Below are 24690 nucleotides of genomic sequence, written 5' to 3'. Positions count from 1 at the left end.
CGCTGGCTGTTTTCCGTATACGGGAGGGGACGCGTGATGGGTCTGGGAGGGTTCCGCAGCTTCATCCTGCGGGGAAATGTGGTCGATCTGGCTGTGGGCATCGTGATCGGGGCTGCCTTCACCGGCGTTGTCAACGGGTTCGTCAAGGCCTTCCTCACCCCGTTGGTCGGGCTGGCCGCCGGGGCCGCGGGCGACTTCACCGCACGGTCCTTCACCCTGGGCGGTGCGGACTTCCCCTACGGCAGCTTCATCAACGCCGCCATCAGTTTCGTCCTGGTGGCCGCGGCCCTGTACTTCCTCGTCGTGGCCCCCATGAACAAGCTGCACGAACGCTTCGCCCCTCACCAGGACGTCCAGGCGGCGAAACGGGACTGCCCCGCCTGTCTGAGCGCGGTGCCCGCCGCAGCCCGCCGCTGCGCCTTCTGCACCACCGACCTCCTTCCCGCCATCCCGCCCGACGCCCGCTCGGCCGACCCCCGCCCCCAACAGCGCGCCTGACCACCCCGGGCAGGTCCGTCAGACGCTTCGGCATACCGCTGCCCCCTCCCCCTGGATGCGGGCCGGCACGCCTTCGAGAGGCGGCGCAACCGGGTCGTCTTCGACACCTGCCAGGACAACCGCAGCCCGTTCATCGGCCACCCGGAGTGGGTCAACTCCCTGTGGTGGCAGCCCGGGTGCGCTCGGCGTGCTACTTGACGTAGATCTCGTCGAGGGTGTCGATGACCCCCGCTGCGTTCAGGTGGTAGCGGAAGGGCAGGCCCTTGTCCGGGTGAGTCTCCAGCCACCCGTTCAGCTCGCTGGTGGAGATGGGATGGCCCGTCACCGCTGTCGTGAGGATCGGGTCCGTCGCGGTGATCTTGGCGGTCTCCGCGATCGGGATATACGTCCACGCACCCGACGGTTCGAAGCGCCCGGGACAGCCGTACGTGCCGTGCTGGACGATGAGACTGGTCATACCGCCCTCGGGGGTGGAGCGGTGCACGGCGATCGTGTCGGGCGAGATGGGCATCCTGTGGTCGGCGCCGCAGGTCGGCGCGGGGGGCGGGGCCGGAGCGGTTGGATTCTTCCCCGCCGGGGTGGCGGTCACCGAGGGTTTGGGCGCCACACCGGTCTTCGAGGGGGCCGGCACGGCGGCCGTGGCGCCGGCAGCGGGCGGGACCGTGGCGGTGGACGGGGCCGGTGCGGCCGCGGTGGGCTTCGCGTCCGGCGCGGCCAGGTCGTCGCCGTTCTGACAGGCGGTGAGCGCCAGCACGCCGCACACCGCCAGGGCGGCCATGGCCGCCTGCCTGCGAACCGCTCTCATGTTCTTCTCCCTCTCCCGGACTCCGGCGTCGCCGCACCGTAGCCCCCGGGAACCGGCCGGGGCGACGGCCGGACGCGGTTCGTCACCGGGCCGGGATCCCGTTGTTGCGGAGTGCGGACCTCCGCCCCCGCCCCGCGGACGCCCGCGACCGCCCACCGGCCGGGGCCAGGCGGCCGGCGAGGGCCTGGAACCGCAGCCGGGCGGCCTGCGGCGGGCCGGGGTTCCAGAGCTCCTGGGAGAGCACGGCCCGGGCCATCCGGTGATCTGAACGAAATCGGCCTAGCCCGGGCGGCGGTTCGGGGAATGGTTTTTTCATCCATCGATGGAGTGACGTCCGCCGACGGCAGGCCTGTCGGCCGTCCGCCCCAGCCGGGTGGCCCCGAGTGTGGAGGGAAAGCCGGTACATCCGGTTCCTGGCAACTCCGAGGGAGAAACGGCCATGGACTACACCAAGCTCGCACCCCAACTGGCGGCCACCTATACGCGGTACCAGCAGGAGGGCCGCAGACGCGCCCCGCTGGCGGCGACGGGCCGGATGCTCGGGCTCGTCTCGCTGCGGGAGCGGGCCAAACCGCTGCGGGTGGTGGTCTCGCTCGTCTGCGATCCGGACGTACCCCTGGACGGCGACCTCGGGGAGGGAGTCGAGATCAACGCGGGCGGCAAGCGGATCCGTACCGCCATCGTCCCGCTGGACTCCCTGGAGGACCTCGCCGCGCACCCGGGCGTCCGGCGCATCGTGCCGGCCACCCGGCTGCGCCCGCTCCTCGACCGGGCACAGGCCAAGGTGCACGTGCCCGAATTCCGGACGCGTACCGAACTCACCGGCAAGGACGTCGTCGTCGGCATCGTCGACACGGGTATCGACCCGAGGCATCCGGCGTTCACCGGCCGGATCGACCGGATCTGGGACCAGACCGTCCTCGGCGGCGAGGGAGTGCCGGAGGGCCGCTATGGCGTCGAGTTCACCGGCATCGGAGCGGCCACCCCGTCCCGGGACACGGAGGGGCACGGGACCCACGTCGCGGGCATCGCCGTCGGCAAGGACGGCGTGGCGCCTGGGGCCCGTCTGGTGATGGTCAAGACCGACTTCCAGGATGCCCACATCACCGACGGCATCCAGTACGTCTTCCGGGTGGCGCGCGATCTGGGCCTGCCGGCGGTGGTGAACCTCAGCCTGGGCGGGCACAGCGACGCGCACGACGGCAGCGACCCGATGTCCCAGGCGATCGAGGAGGAGTCCGGACCGGGCAGGATCGTCTGCTGCGCCGCGGGCAACGAGGGCGAGGACGACATCCACGCGCAGCTCACGGTCACCGAGGACGCCACCGTGTCCGTCCCCTGCCACCCGGGCATCCTGCGGGGTGAGCCCGCCGCTTTCCTGCTCAACGGGTGGTACGCCGGCGGGGACCGGTTCGAGATCGCGATCGCCGCGCCGTCGGGTGCCTCGACCCCCTTTCAGCCCGTACGCGCGCCCGGCGAAGAGACGGTGGAGGTCGACCTGCCGGAGGGCAAGGTCCAGATCACCACTCCGGGCCCCAGCCCGGCCAACGGGGACGTCAACTTCTTCGTGGAGGTGAACCCGAAGCCCTTCGGCCCCCATACTCCTCATACCCCTCCGGGGAAGTGGCGCCTGCTGGTGAGGGGTGACTCAGTGAACGGCGACGGCAGGGTCGACGTGTGGATCCTCGGCGACTCCGAAGCCCGGATCCAGCCGCAGTTCAGCGGTCCCGAGGTGCACGACGCGATGAAGATCGGGTCGCCCGGCGCGGCCGCGTCGGCGATCACCGTGGCCGCCTTCACCACGCGTACCGACTGGAAGGACATCGACGGGGTCGCCGAGCAGGCGCCGTCGCTGGAACTGGGCAAGATCGCCGGATTCAGCAGCGAGGGCCCCCTCCGGGACGGCTCCCAGAAGCCGGACATCACCGCCCCCGGCGCCATGATCGTCTCCTCGCTGTCCCGGGAAGCCGTCGACCAGCCGAGGGAGCTCGTCATCAGTCAGCGCGAGGTGGCCATGGCAGGGACCAGCATGGCCTCGCCGTTCATCGCGGGGATCGCCGCGCTCGTGCTCCAGCGCGATCCGCACTGCGACCCGGCCGCGTTCAAGTCCCTGCTGATCGCCAACGCGGCCATTCCGGGCGGCCCCCAAGGCGCCGTCGACCACAAGTGGGGTCACGGACTCCTGGACGCCACCCAGCTCTGAGGACGAAACGTGGACTACCGCAAGCTCGACGCCGCCCTCGGGCGGGCCGTCGGCGCCGGGGGCGGTCACCCCGGGACCCGGGACCTGCTGGTCCTCGTCCGCCTCACGGAGCCGCCCTCGGACGAGCAGCTGGAGCAGCTGCGTCAGGCGGGAGTGAACGGCACCGACACCAGGCGCACGGTACTGACGGGCACCCTTTCGCGTCAGGACGTCGAGACGCTCTCCGAGCAGCCCTGGGTCCTCTCGCTCTCCTTGTCCGGCAGCAGACGTCCGCTCCCCGGCGTGCGGTGAGCTGGGTCGGCACGTTTCGCGATGCTGACCCGCATGGCGTTGGAGGAGCACGCGGATGAGATCCGTCCGGCCGGGCACAGTCCGCTGGCGCAGATCCTTGTCCACGTCGACCTGGCCGAGACCGCTCCCGTGCCGGTGGGATCGCATACTCGGGCCGGATACCCACCTGGTGCGCGCGCGGCCCACGCACCCCGAGATCGCGATCGTCTGGGCCGATTCCAACCATGTCGGCAAGCTCGTGACCTGGGCCGAGGAACGGATGGACATCACCCTCAAGACCGTCCGGCGCCCGCTCTTTCACCTTCTCAGACCCGGACCGCCATCTCTGAGCGCTACCACCACGGGTGCGCCACGTCCAGGACCAGCTCACCGGCTAGCCCCACCGCCCGGTGTGCCAGCGCCTCCACCTGGACAGTGGTCGTAGCCGGCCCGGATCCCGCCTCGGATACCGTGTTCCTCTACGGGGTGCCATAACGGATGTGACGCCCCCCACCGGAGGTAGTCAGCGTATGAGTTCAAAGCGCAGCAAGAATCCAGCCCTGCCCGTACTCGACGACGCATTCCGGCTCGAGTCGGTCAAGGACGCCGAAGAGTCCACCCGTGACTTGGCCGCGCGGCTGGCCACTACCGAGCTGCGCCGCGCTTCCCACCCGGGCCGGGTCACCTGGGAGCCCACCGATCAGGCCGAGCCCGTACCGGTCCCGCCGACCGTGGTCGACGGTGACGGGGACCTGTGGCTGCGGGACCGGGGCACTGGCACCTGGACCATGCCCGAGTTCAACCCGAAGGAGTTCCCGGCCCGCTGTGGCGAGGTTCTGACATGGAACCAGCTTGCCCGCGAGTTCGGCCCGCTGACCGCACTGGCCGACGACCGCCGCATCGGCGGCGGCCGGCGCTGACCGCGCAGCCTTCTGTGATGACCGCGCCGCCACTGGAGCGCCCGCTACGGGTAGCTGGGAGCTCCAGCTCACCGCCGAGCTCGACGATGGCGGCGAGCGGCTGAGCGTGGTGTTCGGTCACGATGTCTCCATGTTGCAGCCGGATACGTCGTCGCTGTCCGTGGGGTCGGGGTGGAAGAAGCGGGTGCAGCGGAGTCCGGTCTCCGGAGTGATGTTGAACACCGTGCATAGGTGCTGCGGGTCAGCGCCGGTGACGGCGGCCTCTTCGAGGATTCGGTCCTCGCGAAGTTGCTGGGCGGTGACCGGGAGGCCGCGCAGCAGAGGCTGCATCCAGCCGGTTGTGACCGGGGCCGGAACCCGCGCCTGCTGGTCAGGTGGTGAGGGAGCCGCGGAGGGCGGGGGCGGGGGCGGGCGCCCGCATGACCAGCCCGGCGAGGGATCAGAGCGCATCGTCGGCTCCGTGATTCGCCGATGAACTGCGGGCAGACCCGAGTTCGCCGAGCGGCTGCGTACCGCCCTTGAGCCGCTCCCTGCCCCCGCGACACGCAACCCTCCCTGCGACTTCACCGCAGGCCCTCCACCGCAGGCCCTCCACCGCCGGTTATGCCCTCCTGGCCCCCAGTGCGCCCCCGCCCCAGCCGCTCCGGAATCGGCAGAGGTGAGGAGAAACTCCCGTCCCGCGAGCCCAGCGACCTCCAGGGGGTCGGCCAGCGTGCCGGGCATGGCGCTCAGAGTGCGCAGGCGTGGCCGTCCCGCGACAGGGGCGAGGCTGAAGGGTGCGCCGTCCCAGGCTCCGATGGTCAGGACTTCCAGGCCCGAATGGGCGGCAGCCTGGATGCTCTCAAGGTGTTCGGTGCCGACTTCGGCCTCGGCGGGACCAGAGGCCCGGGGCCGGAGCGGGGAAAAGGGGCTCGATCCGGGCCCGGCACGCTGCCCGGGCCGGGCGGGCCGCGCCGTCAGGGGGTGGGGAGGCGAAGGACGAGTCGGCCCGGTGATCGGAAGCCGCGGCCGGCCGGGCCGTCGGTCTGGAGGGTCCATCCCGCAGGCCAGGCGGAACCTGCCGCGTCGCGGAGTTCCGACAGCAGTTCCTGCGCTTCCACGGCGGCGAGGTGCCGCCCGAGGCACGTGTGGGGGCCCGTCCCCATGGCCAGGCTCGGCAGCGGCTCGCGCCGGACGTCGAACAGGTGCGCGCGGCTCCATCGGGTGTCGTCCCGGTTGGCCGACGCGAGATTGACGCAGACCAGTTCGCCGCGTCCGATCCTCTGCCCGGCCAGCTCCGTCTCGGTGGTGCAGCGGCGGAACACCCAGGTCAGCGGGGGCTCCCAACGCCAGCACTCCTGGAAGACGGCGGGGACCAGGGACGGGTCGGTGCGCAGCAGCGCCGGCACGGAGGGGTCGGTGAGGGCCGCGTACATCAGCGTGGCGAGGGAACGGAACGGCGGCTCGGTGCCGGTGGACAGCAGCAACCGCAGGGCGGGCAGGAGGTGCGGCCCGGCTCCGATGGCCGGGTCCTTCGCGCGCAGGAGGAGGTCGATGAGGCTGCCCGGTGTCCAGGCCGAGGGCGTGTCGAGCAACTCCCGTACGGCGGAGGTGACCTGGCCGTCCGGGTCCCCACGCAGCCCCACCGCCCAGGTGTACAGGGTGCCGACGCGTGTGCCGCGCGGCAGGCCCGCCAAACGCGCGATCGTCGTCAGGGCCACCGGAAAGGCCACCTCCGCGACGAGGTCACCGCCGCCCCGGGCGACGACGGCGGAGAGCCTGGACGCCACGGCCGAGCGGACGGCCCGGCGGTGTTCGAGGACCGTCTGCCGGCTGAAGTCGCCGTGCAGGACGTTCCTCCAGGTCCGGTGTTCCTGGTGGTCCATCTGGAGGAAGGACCGGCCGATCACGCGGCCCATGCTGTCGTCGTAGGCCGACGACGAGTAGGTGTCCTCGTCGCGGACGACCTGCTCGGCGGCCGTGAACGACACGACGTGCCAGGCCGGGGTCGTCGTTCCCTCGGCGCCGTCGGCTCCGGTCAGCACCCGTTCGAGCGTCGACCGGTGGACGTCGCCCTGCCTGCGCAGCGCCGCGAACTCGGCGTGCGGATCACCGCCCTGTGCGAGCGTGACGCCGTCGTCGAAGGCGCGGACCAGCGCGTACGCCTGCGTGATGTCCTGCTCGACGCCCTCGGGGCTCGCGTCGAGCAGGCCGGCCACCGCCGTCACGGTGCGCCCCGGTCCGGGGGCCCGCCGACCGGGGGCCCGCCGACCGGGGGCCCGCCGACCGGGGGCCCGTCGTCCGGGGGCGCCGCAACCAGTTTCCGCACGGCGGTGCACAGGCCGTTCTCCGCGGGGAACCGGAGCCGGTTGCCGACCGTCGGTCCCGCCTCCTGGTCCGGTGCGCTCATGTCGAAGCCCATCCTCACCAGGAAGGCCAGGCCGGGCGCCCAGCTCTGCGGGCAGGTGGCGGTCACGTACCGCATTCCACGCGCCGCGGCCTCCCGCAGCAGTTGCCGGGCCGCCCGCGTGCCGAGGCCCTCGCGGCGTGCCTTCGGGTCGAGGAGGAACAGGCCCACCGAGCAGCCGAGCCGGTCGGGGTGACCGGTGACGGCGTCGACCACTCCCACCACCGTCGCTCCGTCGCACACCACCCAGAGCTGTTTCTGTTCGAAGTCGGCGCCGTCCGGCAGGGAGTAGTACAGGCTCTGCACGTCCGCGGGCAGCGCAGCGGAGCCGGTGGCCGCGAGGAGATAGTCGTCGCAGGCCGCCAGCACGCGTGCCACGTCGGATTCGTCCTCCGGCCGCATGGGACGCACCGTCGGCGCGGCCTCGCCGGATGTCCGGAGCTGCTCCACTGCGTTACACCGCCTGTCCTTGGGTGAGGTACCTCGGCTGCGCCTGCCCGGCGCCGTCCGGTTCGCGGTACAGGAATCCGTAGCGTACGAGCGCACCACTGACGGCATCGTCCGCCGATGCGGGCGCTACGCCGTTCCGCCAGCCCTGCCAGGTGTCCACGGCCGCGCCACGGAGGCGGATCGTCACGCCCGTGACGGGGTTGGACACGTACTGGTGGCCGTCGCGGCTCTCCGTCCCGGTGCCCATCTCGGCGCGCAGCCGTGCGGCGGGCGGGCGGGCCTGGCGCCGCGAGGGCACCAGGAAGCCGTGCCGGAGCAGCAGGGCGGCCGTGGCGCCGGGACCGGAGCCGAGGTAGTGGCAGTCCCGGTCGGTCAGCCACGCTTCCAGTTCGCGCCAGGTCAGACCGTCCAGCTGCCGGACGTCCGTGTGTCCCGTCCAGTTGAGCTGGAGGAACCTGTCCTCGGCCGGGTGGTACAGCGCCATCGCCGGTTCGGCGTCCGCCTCCGTCGCAGGCCAGGGAACCCGGGTGAACGTCACCCCGGGGGCGAGGGCGAGCCGGGCGTCAGGCTCGGGCGGCGGCCAGTCGAACAGCGGGACAGGACGTGCCCCGGGCTGCGGTGCCCCGACGCAGGCGCGCAGGAAGGTGAACTCCTCGATCTCCCGCGCCATGGGGTCACCGGCCGCGCGGAACCAGACCGTGGTGTCGCCGGCCGACCCGGCGGCGTCCTCGGCGACCCGCAGGCTGTCCTGCTGCGACAGCCCGGCGTCGGTGCGGTAGTTCCGGCTCAGGCTCAGGTCGTCCAGCGGCGCCAGGGGTTCGATGTGCACGCCGAAGGCCTCGGGCCGCGTGCCGACGGGCGAGTGCACGTCCAGCACGAAGGGGGATCCGCCCCAGGTGGTGTGGGCGACGCCGTAGTGGTCCACCGACAGGCGCCGTACGGCCTCCGCGAACGCGACCGTGCGCGCGGCCTCCTCCTGTGTCTCGCCGGGGAAGCCGTGGATCACGAACAGGTGAATCGGTACTCCGGCCTCCAGCATTGCCGTGATGTTCTCGCACGCGTCCTCGATCCGCGTGCCCTTGCGCATCAGGTCGAGGACCCGCTGGCTCGCCGATTCCAGGCCGAAGTTCATCCGGCGGCAGCCGGAGGCGTGGAGCAGGCCGGCGAGTTCGTCGTCCAGGCCCCCGGCGAACCGGGTCTCGCCGTACCAGTACACGTCGGCGGAGGTCGCCAACAGCGCCTCGCCGACGTTGCGCAGCGTCCGCAGGCTCATGATCTCGTCCACGAACATGAAGTACGCCGATCCGTGCTCCGCGCGCAGCTGTCGCACCTCCTGCGCGACGGCGGCGGCGGAGCGCTGGCGGAAGGAGTTGCTCGCGAACGGGATCGAGCAGAAGGCGCAGTCCCAGGGGCAGCTGCGGGAGGCGTAGACGGGCAGGATCGGGCCGGGGGCGAGGTACTTCTCCAGGGGGAGGGCGTCGTAGGCGGGCTTGGCCGCCGTCGAGATGTCGACGCTCTGGCGAGGGGTGCGCAGCAGGATGCCGTGGTCGTCCCACACGGCCCCCGGGATCTTCTCCCGGAAGTCGCCTCCTGCGCGCTCACCCGCGTCGAGTCCGTCGATCACGGCGGCCAGTGCCCCCTCGCCCTCCCCGGTCACCACCGTGTCGACGTAGTCGAAGAGCGGGTGGCGCTGCTGCCAGCGGTCCACGAGCCGGGTCGCGTAGTTGCCGCCGAGGACCACGTGGACGTCGGGGCGCAGCTCCCGGAGCATGCCGAGGAAGGTCACCCCGGCGATCAGCTGGGTGTCCGCGGACATGCTCACGCCGACGACCCCGACGGAGGGGTCGCGGAAGAGGTCGCGGTCGAGCATGCGGTCGAAGGCCCAGCGGTACGGGTTGCCGTCCGGGTCGGCGCCGGCCGCGAGTACCTGGACCGTCGACTCGGCCGAGTACGTGGAGGTGTTCGAGACGAGGTCGAAGGTGCAGTCGGGAAAGGCCCCGGAGATCAGCCACAGCGCGTCACGCAGGGTGCGGCGCGCCCATGGGAAGGCGGCCGGATCGTGCAGTGTGTCCAGGGACCTCAGACGTTCCTTGGCTTCCTGGATGCCGCGGATCGCGGCCGGGGCGGCCAGGAGGGCCCTCTGGCGCGCCCACTCGTCCTCCAGGCCGACCGCGGCGCGCGCGGCCGCCTTCCGCGCGAGTTCCTCCAGGGCCGGGGCGGAGAGCATCCAGTCGATGCACTCGATGCTCAGGTCGTAGCCGGTGGCCTCGTACCCGCGGGCCCGGAGATCGCCCAGGAGCAGCGGCACCGCCAGGTGCGGGGCGTAGGCGTTCCACAGGGGCGGATTGACCAGTACGGTCTTGGTGCCCATTTTCTTCCCCCTCGGTCCTGCGGGTGGGACCGGCACCCGGACCGCCGTCCGGGTGCCGGTCGAGCCGACACGGGTCCTTCCCGGGTCAGTGCTGGTCGTCCGCCTCCGTCTCCGGCGTCGCGCCGGACGCGTCCGGGCGCTTGGCCTTCATCGACGGCAGCAGGGCGTACTGCGCACCCGTACGCACTTCCGGCTGCACCACCTCGACCGCGGGTCCTTCACCGGTCGCGCCGGCCGCCGCCATGAGGTGCTCGAGGTCCGTCTTCTTCTTGGTCATCACTTCACCTCCCTTCCCGAGGAGCGACGAGTCGGCTAAGCGGTGGAGACCAGCTCCCCTTCGAGGAGTTGGGCCATCGCCGACTCGAACGCGTCCTGGAGTTCCGGTTCACTGATCCGGCCTTTGTTGAGTTCCTTGAACGAGGCGTAGATCTGCGGACCGGAGGATCCGTCGCACAGCTCGACGACCACCCATGCCACGGGGTTCAGGTAGTGGATGGCGGGCTTGTGCGGGGTGTAGGCGAGCATGCAGTTCCACTCCGGGACGGGGCGGAACCTCGCGGAGGGGCTTGGCTCATAGCAGTCGGCTCGTTGCCGGTACGGCGGGGCGGACGCGCCGTTCGTCGAGGTCGCCGGGGAGCTGAGAGACATCGATCCCTCCGTTGGTCGTGGTGCAGAACGGGTCGGGGGCGTCCCAGCGGCCGGTGAAGGCGAAGGCTGTCGACCTGCATCCGCCGGACGAACCTTGTGTCTCCTCGCAGGAGTCACAGCCTCCGTCCACATGGCCGGCGCGGTTACGCACGTAGGTGGGGTCGTTCCAGGTGTCCAGCCAGCTGACCTCGCGGACGTTGCCGTAGTCGGTGTAGTCCCGCAGGTAGGCGCAGCCGACGGAGCGGCCGGTGGCGTCCACTCCGGCGTTCTGCCAGCAGCAGTTGCCGTCCTTGGGGTGCCAGGAGGTCATCAGGTGGACGCTGTCGGGCACGCGCAGCGCATCGAGGGCGGCCATCTGGTCGGTCAGCCGCAGCGCCAGGTCCTTCCACTGGGTGCGGGCCCGGCCCAGGGGGTAAAGGCGCAGCACCCCGACGCGGGGCACGCCGAGCTCGGCGGCGAGCTCCAGGACGTCCTGGAGTTCGTGGACGTTGCGCCGCGTCATGATGATCAGCAAGGAGACGGGGAGTCCGGCCGCCTGGGCGTTCTTCAGCCCCTGGACGGTCCGCTCGAAGCTGCCGGGGACCCGGACGTGCCAGTCGTGGGTGGCCGCGGTGGCTCCGAGGAGGTCCACGTAGACCTCGCCGATCCCGATCTCCTTCAGCCGGGTCGCCGTCTCCGGGGTCAGCAGGGTCGCGTTGGTGCGCAGGCGGGTCATCACATGCGGGGTCAGCTCGGCGAGGAGGTCGAGGGCGTCCGGCCGGTTAAGGGGCTCGCCTCCCTCCACGAAGACCTCGATGACCCCGGACTCGGCCATTTCCCGGATGAGCGCGGCGTACTCGGTCCGGCGCATCTCCGTGTCCCGGGGCTGGTCTTCGCAGTCGCCGTAGCACTGGCGGCACTTCAGGTTGCACGACTGCGTGACCTGGAGCCAGCTCTTGAGGGGCTCGTTGAGTACGAGTTCCATGGGTCTCCGTCCTCAGAGGGGTGGGCGTGGAAGCGGCTCGCCCGCGGCGGGGCGTCCCGACGGTCATGACGCCGCCCGCTCGCGGGGGCGCGGGCCGGTCCGGCTCTGGTGGACCTCCGCCAGCCACCGGAGGAAGCCCCTTCCGGCCGGGCCGAGGCAGTCCTCGGCGTGCCGGGCGACCTTGGTGAGGAGGCTGGTGGCCCGGAACTCGGCCGTCTCGGCGGACTGCCACAGGTCCGGGCCGCCGGAGTCGAGGGCGCGCTGCTCGAACCAGGCGCGGAGGTGGACGTAGACATGGGCGGCGGCGAGGGCACGGTCCACGGGCCATCGCGGGGCCGGGGAGTCCCGGTGCCACTCGGGCGCCACGGTGGGTGCCGTGGCCGTGTCGTAGGCCGGTGCGAAGACGGATCTGGTGGCCTGCAGGTCGTAGAGGCGCAGGTGCACGAACTCGTGGAGCAGCGCCTCGGCCAGCCGCTCGGGGGTGCGCATGCAGCGGACGGCGACGAACGCCGCTCCGGGGATCTCTCGGGTGGACGCGCTGTCGAAGGCGTCGGGGCCGTCGACCGCGACGATGTAGCGGCCGTGCCGCAGCAGACCGGTGCACAGGTCCGGGGCGGTGGCGAGCATCAGCTCCACGGCCGCTCGGACGGTCCCGGCCTGTTCTGCGGTGCAGCCGACCAGCGTGTCGGCGGTCTCGCCCGCGCTGAGGTGGCGACGGAAGAGCGCCTGGAACTCCTGGTGGCCGGGGGCCGGCAGGGCGGGGTCCATCAGGAGATGCAACCGGTGGCCGGGCAGTTCGACGGTCTGCCGGAGACCGACGCGCTCCTCCTCGGCGGCGAGCGTCGAATCGACGTATCTGCTGTCCGCGAGCGCGGCCAATTCCGCTTTACAGTCAGGTGTGTTGCAGATTCGGCGCAATGCCTGGTCGAGTCCGTGCCGAACGGTGGGTTCCAGCGCGGTTTCCGGAAGGATCCGGCGTCGGCCCGGGCCGGTCGGCCACTCATCGGGGGCGATGCATTCGAGAAGGAAGTCGTAGGTTTCGTATAATCGGTTGAGGATTCCCGCCGGTTCAGCGAAGACGGGATGGCGGGAGAGGGTCAGGAGCGCAGGCTCTTGCATACAGTGGTCCCTGTCGAAGAACGTCCGGCGCTCATTGCGCAATTCGAGCTCATTGCGTCACTCATTGCGTCATTCGAGGGGCGCGGCGGACGGCACGGGTCAACAAGACTGTCGGCAAAGTCGAGGACGCCGCAATCGCAACTGGCGTTCCTTCGACTCATCGACCGTGCCACGGGAAGGGAAGGCGCGTCAACCGCCACAGGCGACGGATCCAAACAAACCGGCGGCGCCCATGGGGAGTTCACACATTCCGTCGAACAGCGTGAATGGTTCGCCACGGAGGGGGCATGCGGGGGTGGAAGTGTGCCTGCTCGTGGCACGGCCGTTCCTTCGGGTGTATGCGTGTGCGCGCCGCGACGTCCCGCCGACGAAAGAATCCGCTACCCATGACATTCGCCGGTCCTCCCTCTCGTCCGGCCACCGGGTCCCGGACGCCGACCCTGCGCCGGCTCGTCACCGCCAACGCGCTCAGCGCGGTGGGGGACGGCGCGCGGTTCGCCGCGCTCCCCCTGCTGGCGGCCTGGACCACCGGCGACGTGTTCTGGGTGTCCGTGGTCGCCGCCGCGGGCCGGGCGGCCTGGCTGCTCGCACCCGTCATCGGCACCCTGGTGGACCGCATGCCGGGGCGCCGCCCGATGGTCGGCGCGGATCTGGCGCGCTGCGTGATGATGCTGGTGCTGTTCGCCGTCGTGGCGACGGGGCGGACGTCGGTGACGGCGCTGGTGCTGCTGGCGTTCGCCTCGGGGGTGGCCGAGGTGTTCTTCGACTGCGCCGCGCAGGCCGTCGTTCCGGTGCTGGCCGCGGACCACGAACTGGAACGGACGAACGCCCGGGTCATCGCCGCGCAGATCACCGGAACGGGGTTCGTGGGGCCGCCGACCGGGGCCGCGCTGTGGGCGGTGTGGCACCCCTTGCCGTTCCTCCTGGACGGCGTGACGTTCCTGGCGTCGGCGTTGCTGCTCATGGGCCTGCCGTCGCGGGCCGCGCACGCCGGGGCGGGGGCCGACGAGCGGGGCCTGCGCAGCCTGTTGCGCGACACCTGGGCCGGGCTGCGGTTCCTGGGGCGGGACCAGGTCCTGCGCCGGCTCATGGTGGTGGTGGCGGTCCTGGGGGTGGGGCAGCAGGCGGTCTACGCGGTGCTCGTCGTGTACGTGGAACGCAAGCTCGGGCTGCCGGCCTACGGTTACAGCCTGATGCTCGTCGCGGGCGCGGTCGGCAGCCTCGCCGGAGCGAGCGGGGCGGCCCGGGCCGCGCGGTGGCTGGGGTCCGGGCGGAGCCTGAAACTGTCGGTGTCGGTGTCGGCGCTCAGCTATCTGGTGGTCGCCCTGCTGCCGTGGTGGCCGCTGGTCACCCTGATGCTGGCCCTCAACAGCGCCGGAGTGGTGCTGTGGAACGTGTGCACCGTCTCGCTCCGCCAACGCCTCGCGCCACCGCACATGCTGGGCCGCGTCACCAGCGGCTACCGCCTGGCGGCCTGGGGGGCCATGCCGATCGGCGCGTCGGCGGGCGGAGCGCTGGCCCAGCACGCCGGGCTCGGCGCCCCGTGGGCCCTGGCGGGCCTGCTGCTGCTGGCCTGCCTACCCCTGCTGCGCGGCGTACCGCCGGGGAAGTCTGCGGCGGGGTCGGGGGCGCGGGATGCGGGCCGCGCCCTCACCCCGCCCGCCGACCCCTCCGGCTCATGACGGGCGCCCCCCGCACTGCCAGAGGTGCACCTCGACATCGGCGTACCGGTCCGGGGTCAGGACGGCGCCTGCCGTCTGCGGATCGGGCGCCCGGACCAGCGCCGCCGTACCCAGCCAGGTCGCGCCGTCGTCGGACAGCAGCGGCCCGTAGGCGATCAGTTCGTCCCGTTCCGGTGGCAGGGCGAGGTCGGCGGCCTCCCCTCCCCCGAGGCCGAGCACCAGGTACCGGTTGCCTCCGGTCCGGCCGCCGGGGAAGTCCCACATGGTGCGGCCGAGCGTGTTGCGCCAGCGGCGCAGCAGCACGTCCCGGTAGATGCCCGCCTGGTAGCCGGGCTCGTCGAAGGCGAAGGCGCGGGCGGCCGCGGGGTCGGGCAGGTCGAGTATGTGCACGCTCCCGGTGGCGGTTTCACCGTCGTCGGTGAGGGTCGGGCCGCGGGCGATCATCTCCTTCGCGTACTGGTCCATGTAGGACCAGTGCTCTTCCAGCAGGTCGTCGCGCAGAGCTGCGGAGTCGGGCCGGTCGCGGTGGTAGCAGAGGAATTCCATGCCCACAGGGTCGCTTCGGGGGACGGCCGAGTCGAGCGGGTTTCACCGCGGGGGCGGCTCCGCCCGGCGGTGGGCCGCTACAGGCCGCTGTCCCCGGGTGCGGGGATCCGGCGCGGCGGCGGTAGTCGGCGTTGAGGCGCTGGGCTTCTTCGAGTTGGTCTTCGAGGATGACGATGCGGCAGGCGGCCTCGATCGGGGTGCCCTGGTCCACGAGTTCGCGGGCGCGGGCGGCGATGCGGAGCTGGTAGCGGGAGTAGCGGCGATGTCCGCCCGGGGAGCGCAGTGGGGTGATGAGGCGGTGCGTGCCCAGGGCGCGCAGCAGATGCGCACCGTGCCCACCGTGCCCACCGTGCCCATCCACGCCACCTGGCACCACAGCCCCACCCGCACGCAGGGGGACTCACCCGACACCTCACCCACGCCTGACGGTGGGGCATCACGAGCCCGGTGCCTGGATAGCCGCCATCGGCGATGGTCGCCGTCTCGCCGACGGCGCCCTTCGCGCCGGATTCCGCCCATGCCCTGCAGTCCTTGCGGTTGCCGGGCAGCGGCCGGCCGACCACGACGACGAGCCGGGTGTCGGCGTCGATGACGACCTGGTGGTTGGTCGATGATCCGGTCGGCAGCGGACTTGGACACGCCGAAGAGTGGGGCGAGCTGGCGCAGCGTCATATTCGTACGCCAGTAGGCCGCGACCAGCAGCACCCGATCCTCTAAGGGCAGGCTCCATGGCCGCCCGCGACGTGCCTCGCCAGGAATTTCGCGGCGCATGACGGTCATCAACTTGCCGAAGGAGCGGGGGCTCAGCCCGGTGAACGGGGCTGTCCAAGACGGTTCCGACGCCGTGATCACACCAGCCACTCCGAGATCACCTCATCGTAGCCACCGTGACCGTGCTGTCCCGTAACTGATCTTTGGCAGCACGAGAGTGGCCGGCCGGGATCGCGTCCCAGGTTCCCTTCGGCCAGGCAGTCGCCTCGGTTCACCCCTGCGACCGCACGACACAGCAGCGGGTAGCAGGCGCCTCCTCCCGACCACGTGCGGACCTCCCGACCTGGGGAGATGCGCAGGGCCCTGTTATCGTGCGCCGATGTCAACGATCAAAAAGTTCCAAGTGACCTTCGACTGCGCGGAGCCTGCGCGCCTCGCCGCCTTCTGGTGCGAGGTGCTGGGGTACGTCCTGCCGACGGTCCCGGAGGGCTTTGCCACGTGGGAGGAGTACCACCGCTCACTGCCGCCCGAGGATGAGATCTACTTCGCGTGCACTGACCCCTCGGGTGCTGCCCCGCGCTTGCTCTTCCAGCGAGTTCCCGAAGGCAAGGTCGTCAAGAACCGGGTGCATCTCGATGTGCGGGCCGGCGCCGGGCTCGTGGGTGAGGTGCGCCTGGCCACACTCGAGGCCGAATGCGCACGGCTGATGGCGCTGGGCGCGAAACACGTGCTGACGCAGCGCGCCGATGGCGTCAACGAGTCGTGCATCACGATGCAGGACATCGAGGGCAACGAGTTCTGCCTCGCCTGATTCTCGCCCGAGACGGCGAGGTGGGGAGCCGTCTCCGGCTTCGGGAACATCGGTGCAGCCGGCCTATGTTTCCGACGGCCGACCTCCCGTCGCCGCACCGATAATCACTCTAAGCACCCACGGTTTTACATACTGCGATTGAGCGGCTCCGGTTTCTCTCGGCTCGACCGGACAAGTCCTAAGCGACTCGAGAACAGAACAGGGGCCGCTCGGCGGTACGCGCACCCACCGCGCCGGGGGCGGTCCGCCACCCCCGCTCCGCCCGTCAGGGCCGCAGGCCGGCCCTCCTGAGTGCGACCGTGCAGAGTCCGGCGATGACCTGCTGGTCGCCGCGACGCCATGCGTCGGCGAGACCGCCCTCAGGTTGCGGGAGTGCCGCGAGGTCGCCCAGTGGGCCGGTAAGGGCGCGCAGGGCCAGCAAGTCGGCGCCTCCGGGCGCCTGGAGGAGTTGCCGGACGTTGGCGCTGCGCCGGATCCAGCGCAGACGCGGGGGGAGCCACAGCAGCAGGACGAAAGCGACGGGGACGGCGATCAGTGCCGTGGTGGTCAGGTCGGCGATCTGGCCGACGGTGTCCTGGAGCGACTGCCCGGCGTCGGCGAACCCTGTACTGGCGTCGGCTGCCGACCGGAGAGGATTCTTCAGAGCGTTACCGACGAGCGGGACCTTCGAGGCCGCGTCGGCGGCGTGGGCGAGTTCGGAGGCGAGAGCGTCGCCCGAGGTCTCGACCTTCCGCCCCGGCACGGCCAGCAGCATGACCGCTTCCCGAACGGCGAGAGCGAACCACACAGCGGCGGCCACCAGGGCCACCGCGATCACGTCCCCGAGCACCTGTCGGTTGCGGCGTGCCGGAATCTGAGCGTAGAGACGCATCGACGGGCTCCCGTTCGGGTCATGGACGTCGGGAGGACCGGTCCCGCCGGATCAGGACCGGACGGCCGCTCGACCGTACGTCCGAGTCGACTCTTCCACCGGCCCGCACACGTAAACGTCCAAGACCGAGGGGCCGCTGCGAAGCGATGCATGCCGGGCTGCACTGGGCGTGACTTTGTCGCGAGAACAGGCTCTTGTTCCTTATTGCGCCGCATGGGCGGCATGGGTACGGCGGGAGTGGAAATGCGCCGACCATGAAACCCACAAGGACGCCGGAGCCCGGGGAAGGCCGGCCGCCCGGCGGCGAGGCCACGGGTCCTGACCGGCAGGGCGAAGAGCGGGCGCCGGATCGGCTCTCGCAGTTGCCCAAGCGGTCCTGGAAGGCGGTGCTGCGCGGGACGCTGAAGGAGTTCAAGGACGACGAGCTGGCGGACCGGGCGGCGTCGCTGACCTACTACGGGGTGCTGGCCCTCTTCCCCGCCCTGCTGGTCCTGGTGTCGCTGCTGGGCATCGCGGGCGACTCGGCGACCAAGCAAGTGCTGGACAACCTGCAAAAGCTCACCCCCGGAGCCGCTCGGGACGTGATCAGCAACGCGGTGCAGCAGTTGCAGGGCAACGCCGGCATCGGCTCGCTGGTGGCGATCGTGGGTCTGCTGGTGGCGATCTGGTCGGCTTCCGGGTACGTGGCCGCGTTCATCCGTGCCTCGAACGCCGTCTACGACATGCCCGAGGGCCGGCCGGTGTGGAAGGTCCTGCCGCTGCGCGTCGGGCTGACCGTCGTGCTCATGGTCCTCGCCGTGGCCAGTGCGCTGATCGTGGTGTTCACCGGCACTGTGGCCCGGCAGGCGGGATCGGCGCTGGGGGTGGGCGACACCGCGATGACGGTGTGGTCGATCGCGAAGTGGCCCGTCCTGCTGGTCCTGGTCACGGCCATGATCGCGCTGTTGTACTGGGCCGCGCCCAATGCCAAGGGCCGCGGCTTCAAGTGGGTGACCCCGGGCAGCTTCCTCGCGTTGGTGATCTGGATGATCGCCTCGGCCGGGTTCGCGTTCTACGTCGCGCACTTCGGCTCGTACAACAAGACGTACGGCACGCTCGCAGGCGTGATCATCTTCCTGGTGTGGTTGTGGATCACCAACCTGGCCGTCTTGCTCGGCTTGGAGTTCGACGCCGAGATGGTGCGCCAGCGCGCGATCGCGGGCGGCCACCCCGCGGGCGAGGAGCCCTACGTCGAGCCGCGGGACACCCGGCAATGGAGCGAGGAGGACCGCCATCGCCTGGACTGAGTGTCCAACGGCCCGACTGAGGGGAACCAACGGAGCATGAGGGTGCTGGCCGGTGAGCAGGACTGTGAGCAGCGGCTGACGCGGCGCATCGCGGGTCTGGGGTTCCCGGTCGGTGCGCCGGCTGCTGCCCGCCATCGAGGAAGCGGCCGGGCACACGAAGCTGTGATGGGCCGCCGCCCTGCTGATGATCGGCCGGGGGTGGCTGGCAGGGCCGCAGCGCCGTACGGTGCCCCGTCTCCTGGTGCGCTGTCGGCGATGTCCACGCGTGCCCAGATGGGTGACCGGCGGGCGGCAGGGTAGGCGCGCGCCGGGAACCCCGGGAGTGGAGGAAGGTGAACAGTTCGATGAGCGCCATGGGAAGCCACCACAACGACGCGCCGGTGGGCGAGCTCGTGACACGGGCCTCGCAGCAGATCTCGGAGCTGGTCCGGGAAGAGATGCAGCTGGCCCGCGCGGAGATGACCCAAAAGGGCAAACAGTACGGGCTGGGCGGGGGTCTCTTCGGGGGCGCCGGCCTCGTCGGCGTCTTGGCCGCCCAGGCTCTGGCCGCCGCCGCGATCGCTGCCCTGGCCCTGCTCCTGCCGCTGTGGGCATCCGCCCTGATCATCAGCGCCGCTCTGGCGGCCCTGGCCGCAGTGCTGGGGGTGGCCGGCAAGAAGCAGATCGCCCGGGCCGGCAGTCCCGCCCCTGAGAAGACCATCGCCAGCGTCAAGGCCGATGTGGCCGAGATCAAGGAGAAAGCAAACCGATGAGCCACCAGCCGCAGGGCGAGGAGCCCGCACCGACTGCCGACCAACTGCGCGAGCGGATCGAGCACACCCGCGACCAGCTCGGCCAGACCCTGGAGGCGCTGGCCAGCAAGGCCGACGTCAAGGCGCAGGCCAAAGTGAAGGCTGCCGAAGTCAAGGAGCAGGCCAAGGTGAAGGCCGACGAGGTCAAGGAGCAGGCCAAGGTGAAGGCCGGCGAGGTCAAGGAGCAGGCCGGCGAGCAGGCCGCGCTCCTGACCGGCCAGCTCCGGTACAAGGCATCCCAGGCCGCCCAACTGATCAAGGACAAGACCCCGGACCCGGTTCTCGACACCGCAGCCCACGCCGCGGCTCAGGTCCGTGACAGCGCGGCCCACACCGGGCACCTGGTGGCCGAGAAGACCCCGGGCCCCGTACGCGAGAAGGCGGCAACAGCCGCCAGCCTGGCGCGGAGCAACCGCGCCCCGCTGCTGGCCGCCGCCGCGGCCCTGGCCGTCTTCCTCCTCCTGCGCCGCAACCGGAGGAACAGATGAGAGCATCCAAGATCGCCTACAAGCCCGTAGGGCTCACCCTCGGCGCCGTCAGCGGCATGGCCGCGGGCCTGGCCTTCAGGCAGGCATGGAAGATCATCGGCCACCAGGACGACGCCCCGGACGCCACCGACGAGAACCGCACCTGGCAAGAGGTCTTCCTCGCCGCGGCACTGCAAGGTGCGATCTTCGCCGTCGTCAAAGCCGCCGTCGACCGGGCCGGAGCCGCCACCACCCGCCGACTGACCGGAACCTGGCCCGGCTGAACCGTCCCCCGCCGCACGGGAAGCGCCCGGCCGGGCGGCGTCTGCGCTCACCGCGGCTCCCCCGCCGTCTCGGCCGGTCTCCCCACGCCAACAACGCCGAGACCACCGGTGCTGACCGTCGCGGAACGGGTGCGCGAGAGCGCCTGGAGGAGGTCGCCGACCTGCGGGTCGGGCAGGGCGCGGGCGATCGCCCCCTGGGCGGCGACGCCGACCAGACGGTAGCCGTCGATGACAGGCAGGAGGCGCACCGGGCACCGGGCACCGGGGGCACGGCATCGTGTCCGGGTCGCGAGCTTCCGTCGAGTCATGTACACAGTTGCTACGAACGTCGGCCGGCCGACACTCCGGCCGGTGACCAGCCGGTACTGATCGATCTGCCCGTGCGTCGGCCGTACTGGGATCCCGTCTGGCAGCTGCACTGCCGACGAGGGGGAGCCCGACGCTACTGCGAGCGATCATGGGCATGCCTGATCCGCTCCGGGCCGCCCCCAAGAGGGCGCGTGCGCAGAGATCGCGCAAGCCTGGCCGCGGCGTTCGGGCTTCGCCGTTCCTGGCGGAGCGCCGGTACGCCGCCGGGAGCGGGCGGCGGCAGGGTGCCCGCGCGCCACGGGCTTCAGGACCACGGTGCCGGCCACCAGCTACAGGACCTGCCACGTGCTGGTGTACCGGCAACCACAACACCCCCCGGCGCCAGTGCACATCACCCGACGCGCATCAATCGTGAGTCAGAAGGCCGGCCTGACCGAGGCGCAGCTCGCCGAACTCGACATGTGGATGCGGGCGCTGGACAGCGACAGTGTGCGTACCCTTCTTCACTCCCCCGGTTGCGTCGGCGACCAACACCGCGTCCTCGTCGTGCAGATGGTTCAGCACGTGGTTGTGCCCCGCGGCCACCGCTTGGTCCTCAGTCTGCACAGACGGCGGGTGGCTGGTTGTCGACCTGGTCGGCGAGTGCACGCAGTTCGTCGGCGTAAGTGGCCCAGATGTCGCTGCCGAGGAAATGTCCGACACCTGGCAGCGCACGCAGACGGGCGCCGGGGACGGCGGCGGCGATGTCGCGTGCGGCAGAGACGCGCAGCAGCGGGTCTCGCAGTCCGTGCAGCACCAGGGTCGGCGCGGTGATCCTGGTGAGCGGGCCGCCGTGCCATTTCGCGCCGATCTGGCGGCTCAGTGCCTTCTGGTCACGGAAGCTGTCGACCTGGTGCGCGGCCTCTTTGTCCACGAACTCACGCATGTCGTACTCGTCGATGTACTGACCGGGTGCGGCCAGGAGGCGGGCGACCGCCAGGGCCAGGGCCAGGTCTCCTTGCGGCGTCTTGGGGTAACGCAGCCTGGCGAAACGGGCCAGGGTCGCCAGGCGCAGGTAGCGCAGGACACTCAGCCCCGTCGCGTCGCTGGGCACGGCCGAGGATGTGGCGAGGGTGTGCACGCGTTGTGGATGGCGGATCGCGATGCGCTGCGCCACGAGCCCGCCCATGGAGTGGCCGAAAAGGTGGGCCCGCTCCCAGCCGAGCGCGTCGAGAACGGTGACTGCATCGTCGGTCATGTCCTCGGCGCTGTAGGCCGGGGGCGCGTGGCGAAGCAGGGCTGCGACCGGCAGGCGCTCACGCCGGTCGGGCAGGTGCGTGGATTGGCCGGCGTCGCGGTGGTCGTAGGCCACGACATGGAAGCCGCGGCGGACCAGTGCGTCCACCAATCCGTCCGGCCACCAGAACCGCGAGGTTCCCAGTCCCATCAACAGCAGCAGCGGGTCGCCGCCTGCCCCGCCGAGGTCTTCGAAGGCGATCTGGATGTCGTCGTTGTGTGTGAAACGCGGCATTGCGACTCCCTCTGATCAATCGCGAACATCGTTCGCGAACACCGTAGGTGGAAATGTAGAGTGTTGGCAACACAGGAGGTGACAGTGGCGGGACAGCAGGAACCAGTGATCTGGCTGCGGCCGGAGCAGGCACTCGTGGGACGCCCGGCCGAGCGCAGCCGCGTTGAAATCACCGCCGCCGCAGTGGAACTGGCCGACCGCGAGGGCCTGGATGCCGTCTCCATGCGCCGCCTCGCGGCGACCCTGGGCACCGGCGCCGCCTCGCTCTACCGCTATGTGGCCACCCGCGATGACCTGCTCGACCTGATGACCGACCGCACCGCCGGCGAATACCACCTGCCTGCCCCAAGTGGCGACTGGCAGGCGGACCTTCTGGAGGTCGCTCACCAGGCCCGACGGATCATGCGACGCCACCCCTGGCTGCCGACCCTGGTCGTCACGCGGCCTACCCTCGGCCCGCACGGGATCGACCTGCTTGAACACCTGCTCGACGTACTCTCCGACCACCCGGCCGAGCCCGCCCACAAACTCGAGGCATTCGCCGTACTGAACGCGCTGACCGCACTGTTCGTCCAGAATGAACTGGCTGCGTCAGACCCCGGAGCCCAGCGCCAGTCCTCCTACCTGTGTCACGTGGCCACCGCCGGCACCCACCCTCGCATCGCCGCGATGCTCGCCGCCACCCAACCCGAACGCACCTCCCACGACCGGTTCGCCACCGTACTCGCCCGCGCCCTCACCGGAGTGCTGGGCTGACTCCACCACAGCCTCAGCACACGACCGAGCACCCCGGCGCCGGCGTGTGGTCGCAGAAGAACCGGCGGACGAAGAGGCGCAGGACAACGCTTCGGCCGCCCAACGCCGGAGGGGACCACGGTGCCCCACAGCCCTGCCCGGCGCGTCCACCGCACCGGAACGGACACCACCAGCCACTGACCCGCCCCCGGCCACACATGGGCCGGCCCGGCCGCCGAGCGGGGCGGACGTGCGGTGGTGGCCTGTGCGGGTGAGAGTGGTGGGAGCCGGCGCGTGCTGTCAGGTGCTGTCGGGTGATGGTTCATGCCGGTCAGTGTTTCCCGGAGGACGGAGTGTTCGATGGCCCAGACGAAATCGACCCGGCGCACCGCTGGTTCCGGATCGCGGCCGGCTCCGTCTCCACGGCTGGTGGCAGGCCTGGTACTCGCGGGACTGGCCGTGTGGTTCGTGCTGATCAACACGCGGACGGCGCGGATCCACTTCTGGATCCCGTGGGTCGACGCACCGATGTGGTTCGTGCTGGCCGTCACCTTCCTGGCGGGAGCCGTGACGGCATGGCTGCTCGGGCGCCGCGGCAAGTAGCCGCCGGCCGCGGACGCGCGCAGCGGTCGCACGGGTCGGGGCATGGACGGGGAGGGCGACGACATGGGTGACTGGTGGTACCGCAACATCGTCGAGCCGGGGAAGCTGCCACTGTTCCTGGCCCTGTCGGCGTTCGTCCTCACCTTCGCCGTCACCCGGGTCATCACCCGAATGATCAGGGCGGGGAAGGGGCCGTTCCGGAACGTCACTCCCGGCGGTCTGCACGTCCACCACGCCGTCCCGGGGGTGATCCTCATGACGGTGGGCGGTTTCACCGGCAGCGCGGCCGGCCGGACGGGGTGGGGGGCTTCGCTGGCAGCGGTGGTGTTCGGCATGGGAACGGGTCTCGTCCTGGACGAGTTCGCACTGATCCTGCACCTGAGCGACGTCTACTGGACCAAGCAGGGCACGATCAGCATCGAGGTGGTGATCATGACCTCGGCGCTGGCGGCGCTGCTGCTCTGCGGGTTCCTTCCGCTGGGGGTGGACGGGCTCTCGCCCGAGGAGGAGCGCAGCCGGCTGACGGTGATGACCACGGTGGTGGGCAACCTGCTGCTGTCGGTCGTCGCCCTGTACAAGGGGAAGCCACGGATGGCCGTACTCGGGGCAGTGGTCCCGGTGATCGCCCTGGTCGGGGCCGTCCGGCTGGCCCGACCCGTGTCACCGTGGGCCCGGCGCTTCTACCGCGGCCGGCACACGGCCCGGGCCAGGGCCATCAAGCGGGCCTACCACCACGACCGGCGCTGGAGCGGCCTGAGGCGCCGGGTGGACTACCTGATCGGCGGTGCGCCGAGCCAGTAGCCGCGCGAGCGGGGTGCCGGGGGGGGCGTCGGCGCTCCGACGCTCCGGTCCGACCCGTCCGTCAGTGCGGGGTCACGGCCCACGGGGCGGAACGCAGATCGTCCGTACTGCGCCGTGCCCGCGTGCTCACGGGCGCGTCGGCGGCCTTCCCTATCGCGGCCATCGCGACGATCTCCCATCCAGGGTTCGGCCGGAGCTCTTCGGTGAGCGCTTCGAGGTCGAAGGCGCGGAACTGGTGGGTGGACAGACCCATGGCCTGGGCTTGGAGGCTCAAGTGGGCCACCGCCTGCCCGAGGTCGTAGTCGGCGAACTCGGAGTAGACCAAGCCGGCCCCGTCGGCATGGCGGCGCGCCAGCGCCACGACCAGCAGCCCCGCGTCCTTGGCCCACCGCGCGGAGCTGGGCGCCAGGTGGGGCACCACTCGTTTGTAGTCCGGCTCCCCGGGCCTGGCCATGAGGAAGCCCCAGGGCTGGGAGTTGCCCGCGGAAGGGGACCACCTGGCCGCTTCCAGGAGCAGTTCCAAGGTCTCGTCCGGCACGACACCAGCCGGATCGAAGGCGTACGGGCTGAACCGAACGGCCAGCAGCGGGTGGACCCGACCGGCCCACTCAAGATCATCAGACATGATCGTCACCAACAGCCGTCCCGA

29 protein-coding genes and 4 pseudogenes are annotated in these 24690 nt (G+C 71.1%); 14 read left to right on the top strand and 19 right to left on the bottom strand.

Going from position 1 to position 24690, the window contains the following annotated elements; translation table 11 throughout:
- The first annotated feature begins 36 nt into the window (after window positions 1-36).
- A complete protein-coding gene (mscL, locus tag ABT084_RS08525; RefSeq protein ID WP_351039598.1) occupies window positions 37-498 on the top strand; it encodes a large conductance mechanosensitive channel protein MscL in 462 nt (153 codons plus the stop codon).
- A 190-nt stretch (window positions 499-688) separates the two neighbouring features.
- Here mscL and ABT084_RS08520 read toward each other — a convergent pair whose 3' ends face one another.
- On the bottom strand, window positions 689-1303 hold the full coding sequence (locus tag ABT084_RS08520) for a hypothetical protein (RefSeq protein WP_351039595.1): 615 nt from the start codon (window positions 1301-1303) through the stop codon (window positions 689-691).
- Between the two features lie 82 nt (window positions 1304-1385).
- Window positions 1386-1559 (bottom strand): hypothetical protein, encoded by a 174-nt coding sequence (locus tag ABT084_RS08515; RefSeq protein ID WP_351039592.1) that lies wholly within the window; start codon window positions 1557-1559, stop codon window positions 1386-1388.
- Between the two features lie 183 nt (window positions 1560-1742).
- Here ABT084_RS08515 and ABT084_RS08510 point away from each other — a divergent pair, with 183 nt between their 5' ends.
- From ABT084_RS08510 to ABT084_RS08495, 4 genes and pseudogenes are all read left to right on the top strand, one after another.
- Window positions 1743-3506, top strand: a complete 1764-nt coding sequence (locus tag ABT084_RS08510; protein WP_351039589.1) for a S8 family serine peptidase — start codon at window positions 1743-1745, stop codon at window positions 3504-3506.
- A gap of 9 nt (window positions 3507-3515) precedes the next feature.
- Complete coding sequence (locus ABT084_RS08505) at window positions 3516-3797, top strand: hypothetical protein (RefSeq protein WP_351039586.1); 282 nt, start codon at window positions 3516-3518, stop codon at window positions 3795-3797.
- A 166-nt stretch (window positions 3798-3963) separates the two neighbouring features.
- Window positions 3964-4089: pseudogene (locus ABT084_RS08500) on the top strand (IS5-like element IS4811 family transposase); the annotation flags it as partial.
- A 217-nt stretch (window positions 4090-4306) separates the two neighbouring features.
- Window positions 4307-4696 (top strand): hypothetical protein, encoded by a 390-nt coding sequence (locus tag ABT084_RS08495; protein WP_328306447.1) that lies wholly within the window; start codon window positions 4307-4309, stop codon window positions 4694-4696.
- Window positions 4697-4813: 117 nt separating this feature from the next.
- On the opposite strand, the gene ABT084_RS08490 is transcribed toward ABT084_RS08495, so the two are convergent.
- The 9 genes and pseudogenes from ABT084_RS08490 to ABT084_RS08450 form a co-directional block, all read right to left on the bottom strand.
- On the bottom strand, window positions 4814-5026 hold the full coding sequence (locus ABT084_RS08490) for a hypothetical protein (protein WP_351039748.1): 213 nt from the start codon (window positions 5024-5026) through the stop codon (window positions 4814-4816).
- A gap of 333 nt (window positions 5027-5359) precedes the next feature.
- Window positions 5360-5533 (bottom strand): annotated as a pseudogene (locus ABT084_RS08485) (SMI1/KNR4 family protein); the annotation flags it as partial.
- Between the two features lie 119 nt (window positions 5534-5652).
- On the bottom strand, window positions 5653-6894 hold the full coding sequence (locus ABT084_RS08480; protein WP_351039583.1) for a cytochrome P450: 1242 nt from the start codon (window positions 6892-6894) through the stop codon (window positions 5653-5655).
- A gap of 5 nt (window positions 6895-6899) precedes the next feature.
- Window positions 6900-7484: a GNAT family N-acetyltransferase gene (locus ABT084_RS08475; RefSeq protein WP_351039580.1), complete on the bottom strand. Its 585-nt coding sequence runs from the start codon at window positions 7482-7484 to the stop codon at window positions 6900-6902.
- 52 nt (window positions 7485-7536) lie between these two features.
- Window positions 7537-9903, bottom strand: a complete 2367-nt coding sequence (locus tag ABT084_RS08470; protein WP_351039577.1) for a B12-binding domain-containing radical SAM protein — start codon at window positions 9901-9903, stop codon at window positions 7537-7539.
- 85 nt (window positions 9904-9988) lie between these two features.
- Complete coding sequence (locus ABT084_RS08465) at window positions 9989-10180, bottom strand: hypothetical protein (protein WP_351039574.1); 192 nt, start codon at window positions 10178-10180, stop codon at window positions 9989-9991.
- A 35-nt stretch (window positions 10181-10215) separates the two neighbouring features.
- A complete protein-coding gene (locus ABT084_RS08460; RefSeq protein ID WP_266846261.1) occupies window positions 10216-10428 on the bottom strand; it encodes a hypothetical protein in 213 nt (70 codons plus the stop codon).
- A 46-nt stretch (window positions 10429-10474) separates the two neighbouring features.
- Window positions 10475-11515, bottom strand: a complete 1041-nt coding sequence (locus tag ABT084_RS08455; RefSeq protein ID WP_351039571.1) for a radical SAM protein — start codon at window positions 11513-11515, stop codon at window positions 10475-10477.
- Window positions 11516-11578: 63 nt separating this feature from the next.
- Entirely contained in the window at window positions 11579-12394 is an 816-nt protein-coding gene (locus ABT084_RS08450) for an aKG-HExxH-type peptide beta-hydroxylase (protein WP_351039569.1), read from the bottom strand.
- A 626-nt stretch (window positions 12395-13020) separates the two neighbouring features.
- Here ABT084_RS08450 and ABT084_RS08445 point away from each other — a divergent pair.
- The gene (locus ABT084_RS08445) at window positions 13021-14316 is read left to right on the top strand and encodes an MFS transporter (RefSeq protein WP_351039566.1); all 1296 of its coding nucleotides are present in this window, start codon (window positions 13021-13023) and stop codon (window positions 14314-14316) included.
- On the opposite strand, the gene ABT084_RS08440 is transcribed toward ABT084_RS08445, so the two are convergent.
- The 3 genes and pseudogenes from ABT084_RS08440 to ABT084_RS08430 all read right to left on the bottom strand — a co-directional run.
- Window positions 14311-14862 carry a YciI family protein gene (locus ABT084_RS08440; protein ID WP_351039563.1) on the bottom strand — a complete coding sequence of 184 codons (552 nt, stop codon included), beginning with the start codon at window positions 14860-14862 and terminating at the stop codon, window positions 14311-14313. The two genes, ABT084_RS08445 and ABT084_RS08440, sit on opposite strands and share 6 nt — an antisense overlap.
- A gap of 82 nt (window positions 14863-14944) precedes the next feature.
- Window positions 14945-15238: pseudogene (locus tag ABT084_RS08435) on the bottom strand (MerR family transcriptional regulator); the annotation flags it as partial.
- Window positions 15239-15284: 46 nt separating this feature from the next.
- Window positions 15285-15723 (bottom strand): annotated as a pseudogene (locus tag ABT084_RS08430) (helix-turn-helix domain-containing protein); the annotation flags it as partial.
- Between the two features lie 229 nt (window positions 15724-15952).
- On the opposite strand from ABT084_RS08430, the gene ABT084_RS08425 reads away from it, so the two are divergent.
- Window positions 15953-16384 carry a VOC family protein gene (locus ABT084_RS08425; RefSeq protein ID WP_351039560.1) on the top strand — a complete coding sequence of 144 codons (432 nt, stop codon included), beginning with the start codon at window positions 15953-15955 and terminating at the stop codon, window positions 16382-16384.
- A gap of 265 nt (window positions 16385-16649) precedes the next feature.
- Here ABT084_RS08425 and ABT084_RS08420 read toward each other — a convergent pair whose 3' ends face one another.
- Window positions 16650-17255, bottom strand: coding sequence for a hypothetical protein (locus ABT084_RS08420; protein ID WP_351039557.1), 606 nt, complete (start codon window positions 17253-17255; stop codon window positions 16650-16652).
- A 254-nt stretch (window positions 17256-17509) separates the two neighbouring features.
- On the opposite strand from ABT084_RS08420, the gene ABT084_RS08415 reads away from it, so the two are divergent.
- The 4 genes from ABT084_RS08415 (at window position 17510) to ABT084_RS08400 (ending at window position 20083) form a co-directional block, all read left to right on the top strand.
- Window positions 17510-18541, top strand: a complete 1032-nt coding sequence (locus ABT084_RS08415; protein WP_351039555.1) for a YihY/virulence factor BrkB family protein — start codon at window positions 17510-17512, stop codon at window positions 18539-18541.
- A 344-nt stretch (window positions 18542-18885) separates the two neighbouring features.
- Entirely contained in the window at window positions 18886-19293 is a 408-nt protein-coding gene (locus ABT084_RS08410; RefSeq protein ID WP_351039552.1) for a phage holin family protein, read from the top strand.
- The gene (locus ABT084_RS08405; protein ID WP_351039549.1) at window positions 19290-19820 is read left to right on the top strand and encodes a DUF3618 domain-containing protein; all 531 of its coding nucleotides are present in this window, start codon (window positions 19290-19292) and stop codon (window positions 19818-19820) included. Before ABT084_RS08410 ends, ABT084_RS08405 begins: the two co-directional genes overlap by 4 nt.
- Window positions 19817-20083 carry a DUF4235 domain-containing protein gene (locus tag ABT084_RS08400; protein WP_351039546.1) on the top strand — a complete coding sequence of 89 codons (267 nt, stop codon included), beginning with the start codon at window positions 19817-19819 and terminating at the stop codon, window positions 20081-20083. Before ABT084_RS08405 ends, ABT084_RS08400 begins: the two co-directional genes overlap by 4 nt.
- A gap of 47 nt (window positions 20084-20130) precedes the next feature.
- Here the strand turns inward: ABT084_RS08400 and ABT084_RS37975 are convergent, their stop codons facing one another.
- The 3 genes from ABT084_RS37975 to ABT084_RS08385 form a co-directional block, all read right to left on the bottom strand.
- Window positions 20131-20331 (bottom strand): hypothetical protein, encoded by a 201-nt coding sequence (locus ABT084_RS37975; protein WP_502968866.1) that lies wholly within the window; start codon window positions 20329-20331, stop codon window positions 20131-20133.
- Window positions 20332-20797: 466 nt separating this feature from the next.
- Window positions 20798-20977 carry a hypothetical protein gene (locus ABT084_RS08390; protein WP_351039745.1) on the bottom strand — a complete coding sequence of 60 codons (180 nt, stop codon included), beginning with the start codon at window positions 20975-20977 and terminating at the stop codon, window positions 20798-20800.
- Between the two features lie 10 nt (window positions 20978-20987).
- Window positions 20988-21902 carry an alpha/beta fold hydrolase gene (locus ABT084_RS08385; RefSeq protein ID WP_351039543.1) on the bottom strand — a complete coding sequence of 305 codons (915 nt, stop codon included), beginning with the start codon at window positions 21900-21902 and terminating at the stop codon, window positions 20988-20990.
- An 84-nt stretch (window positions 21903-21986) separates the two neighbouring features.
- Here ABT084_RS08385 and ABT084_RS08380 point away from each other — a divergent pair, with 84 nt between their 5' ends.
- The 3 genes from ABT084_RS08380 to ABT084_RS08370 all read left to right on the top strand — a co-directional run bounded on the left by ABT084_RS08380 (window position 21987) and on the right by ABT084_RS08370 (window position 24041).
- On the top strand, window positions 21987-22658 hold the full coding sequence (locus ABT084_RS08380; protein WP_351039540.1) for a TetR/AcrR family transcriptional regulator: 672 nt from the start codon (window positions 21987-21989) through the stop codon (window positions 22656-22658).
- Window positions 22659-23066: 408 nt separating this feature from the next.
- Window positions 23067-23240, top strand: a complete 174-nt coding sequence (locus ABT084_RS08375; RefSeq protein ID WP_351039537.1) for a LapA family protein — start codon at window positions 23067-23069, stop codon at window positions 23238-23240.
- 63 nt (window positions 23241-23303) lie between these two features.
- Window positions 23304-24041 carry a hypothetical protein gene (locus ABT084_RS08370; RefSeq protein ID WP_351039732.1) on the top strand — a complete coding sequence of 246 codons (738 nt, stop codon included), beginning with the start codon at window positions 23304-23306 and terminating at the stop codon, window positions 24039-24041.
- A 61-nt stretch (window positions 24042-24102) separates the two neighbouring features.
- On the opposite strand, the gene ABT084_RS08365 is transcribed toward ABT084_RS08370, so the two are convergent.
- Complete coding sequence (locus ABT084_RS08365; protein WP_351039534.1) at window positions 24103-24666, bottom strand: nitroreductase family protein; 564 nt, start codon at window positions 24664-24666, stop codon at window positions 24103-24105.
- Window positions 24667-24690 lie beyond the last annotated feature (24 nt).

Source organism: Streptomyces sp. NPDC002138, assembly GCF_040296485.1.
Lineage (GTDB): Bacteria > Actinomycetota > Actinomycetes > Streptomycetales > Streptomycetaceae > Streptomyces.
This window is presented reverse-complemented; position numbering and strand designations above follow the sequence as displayed.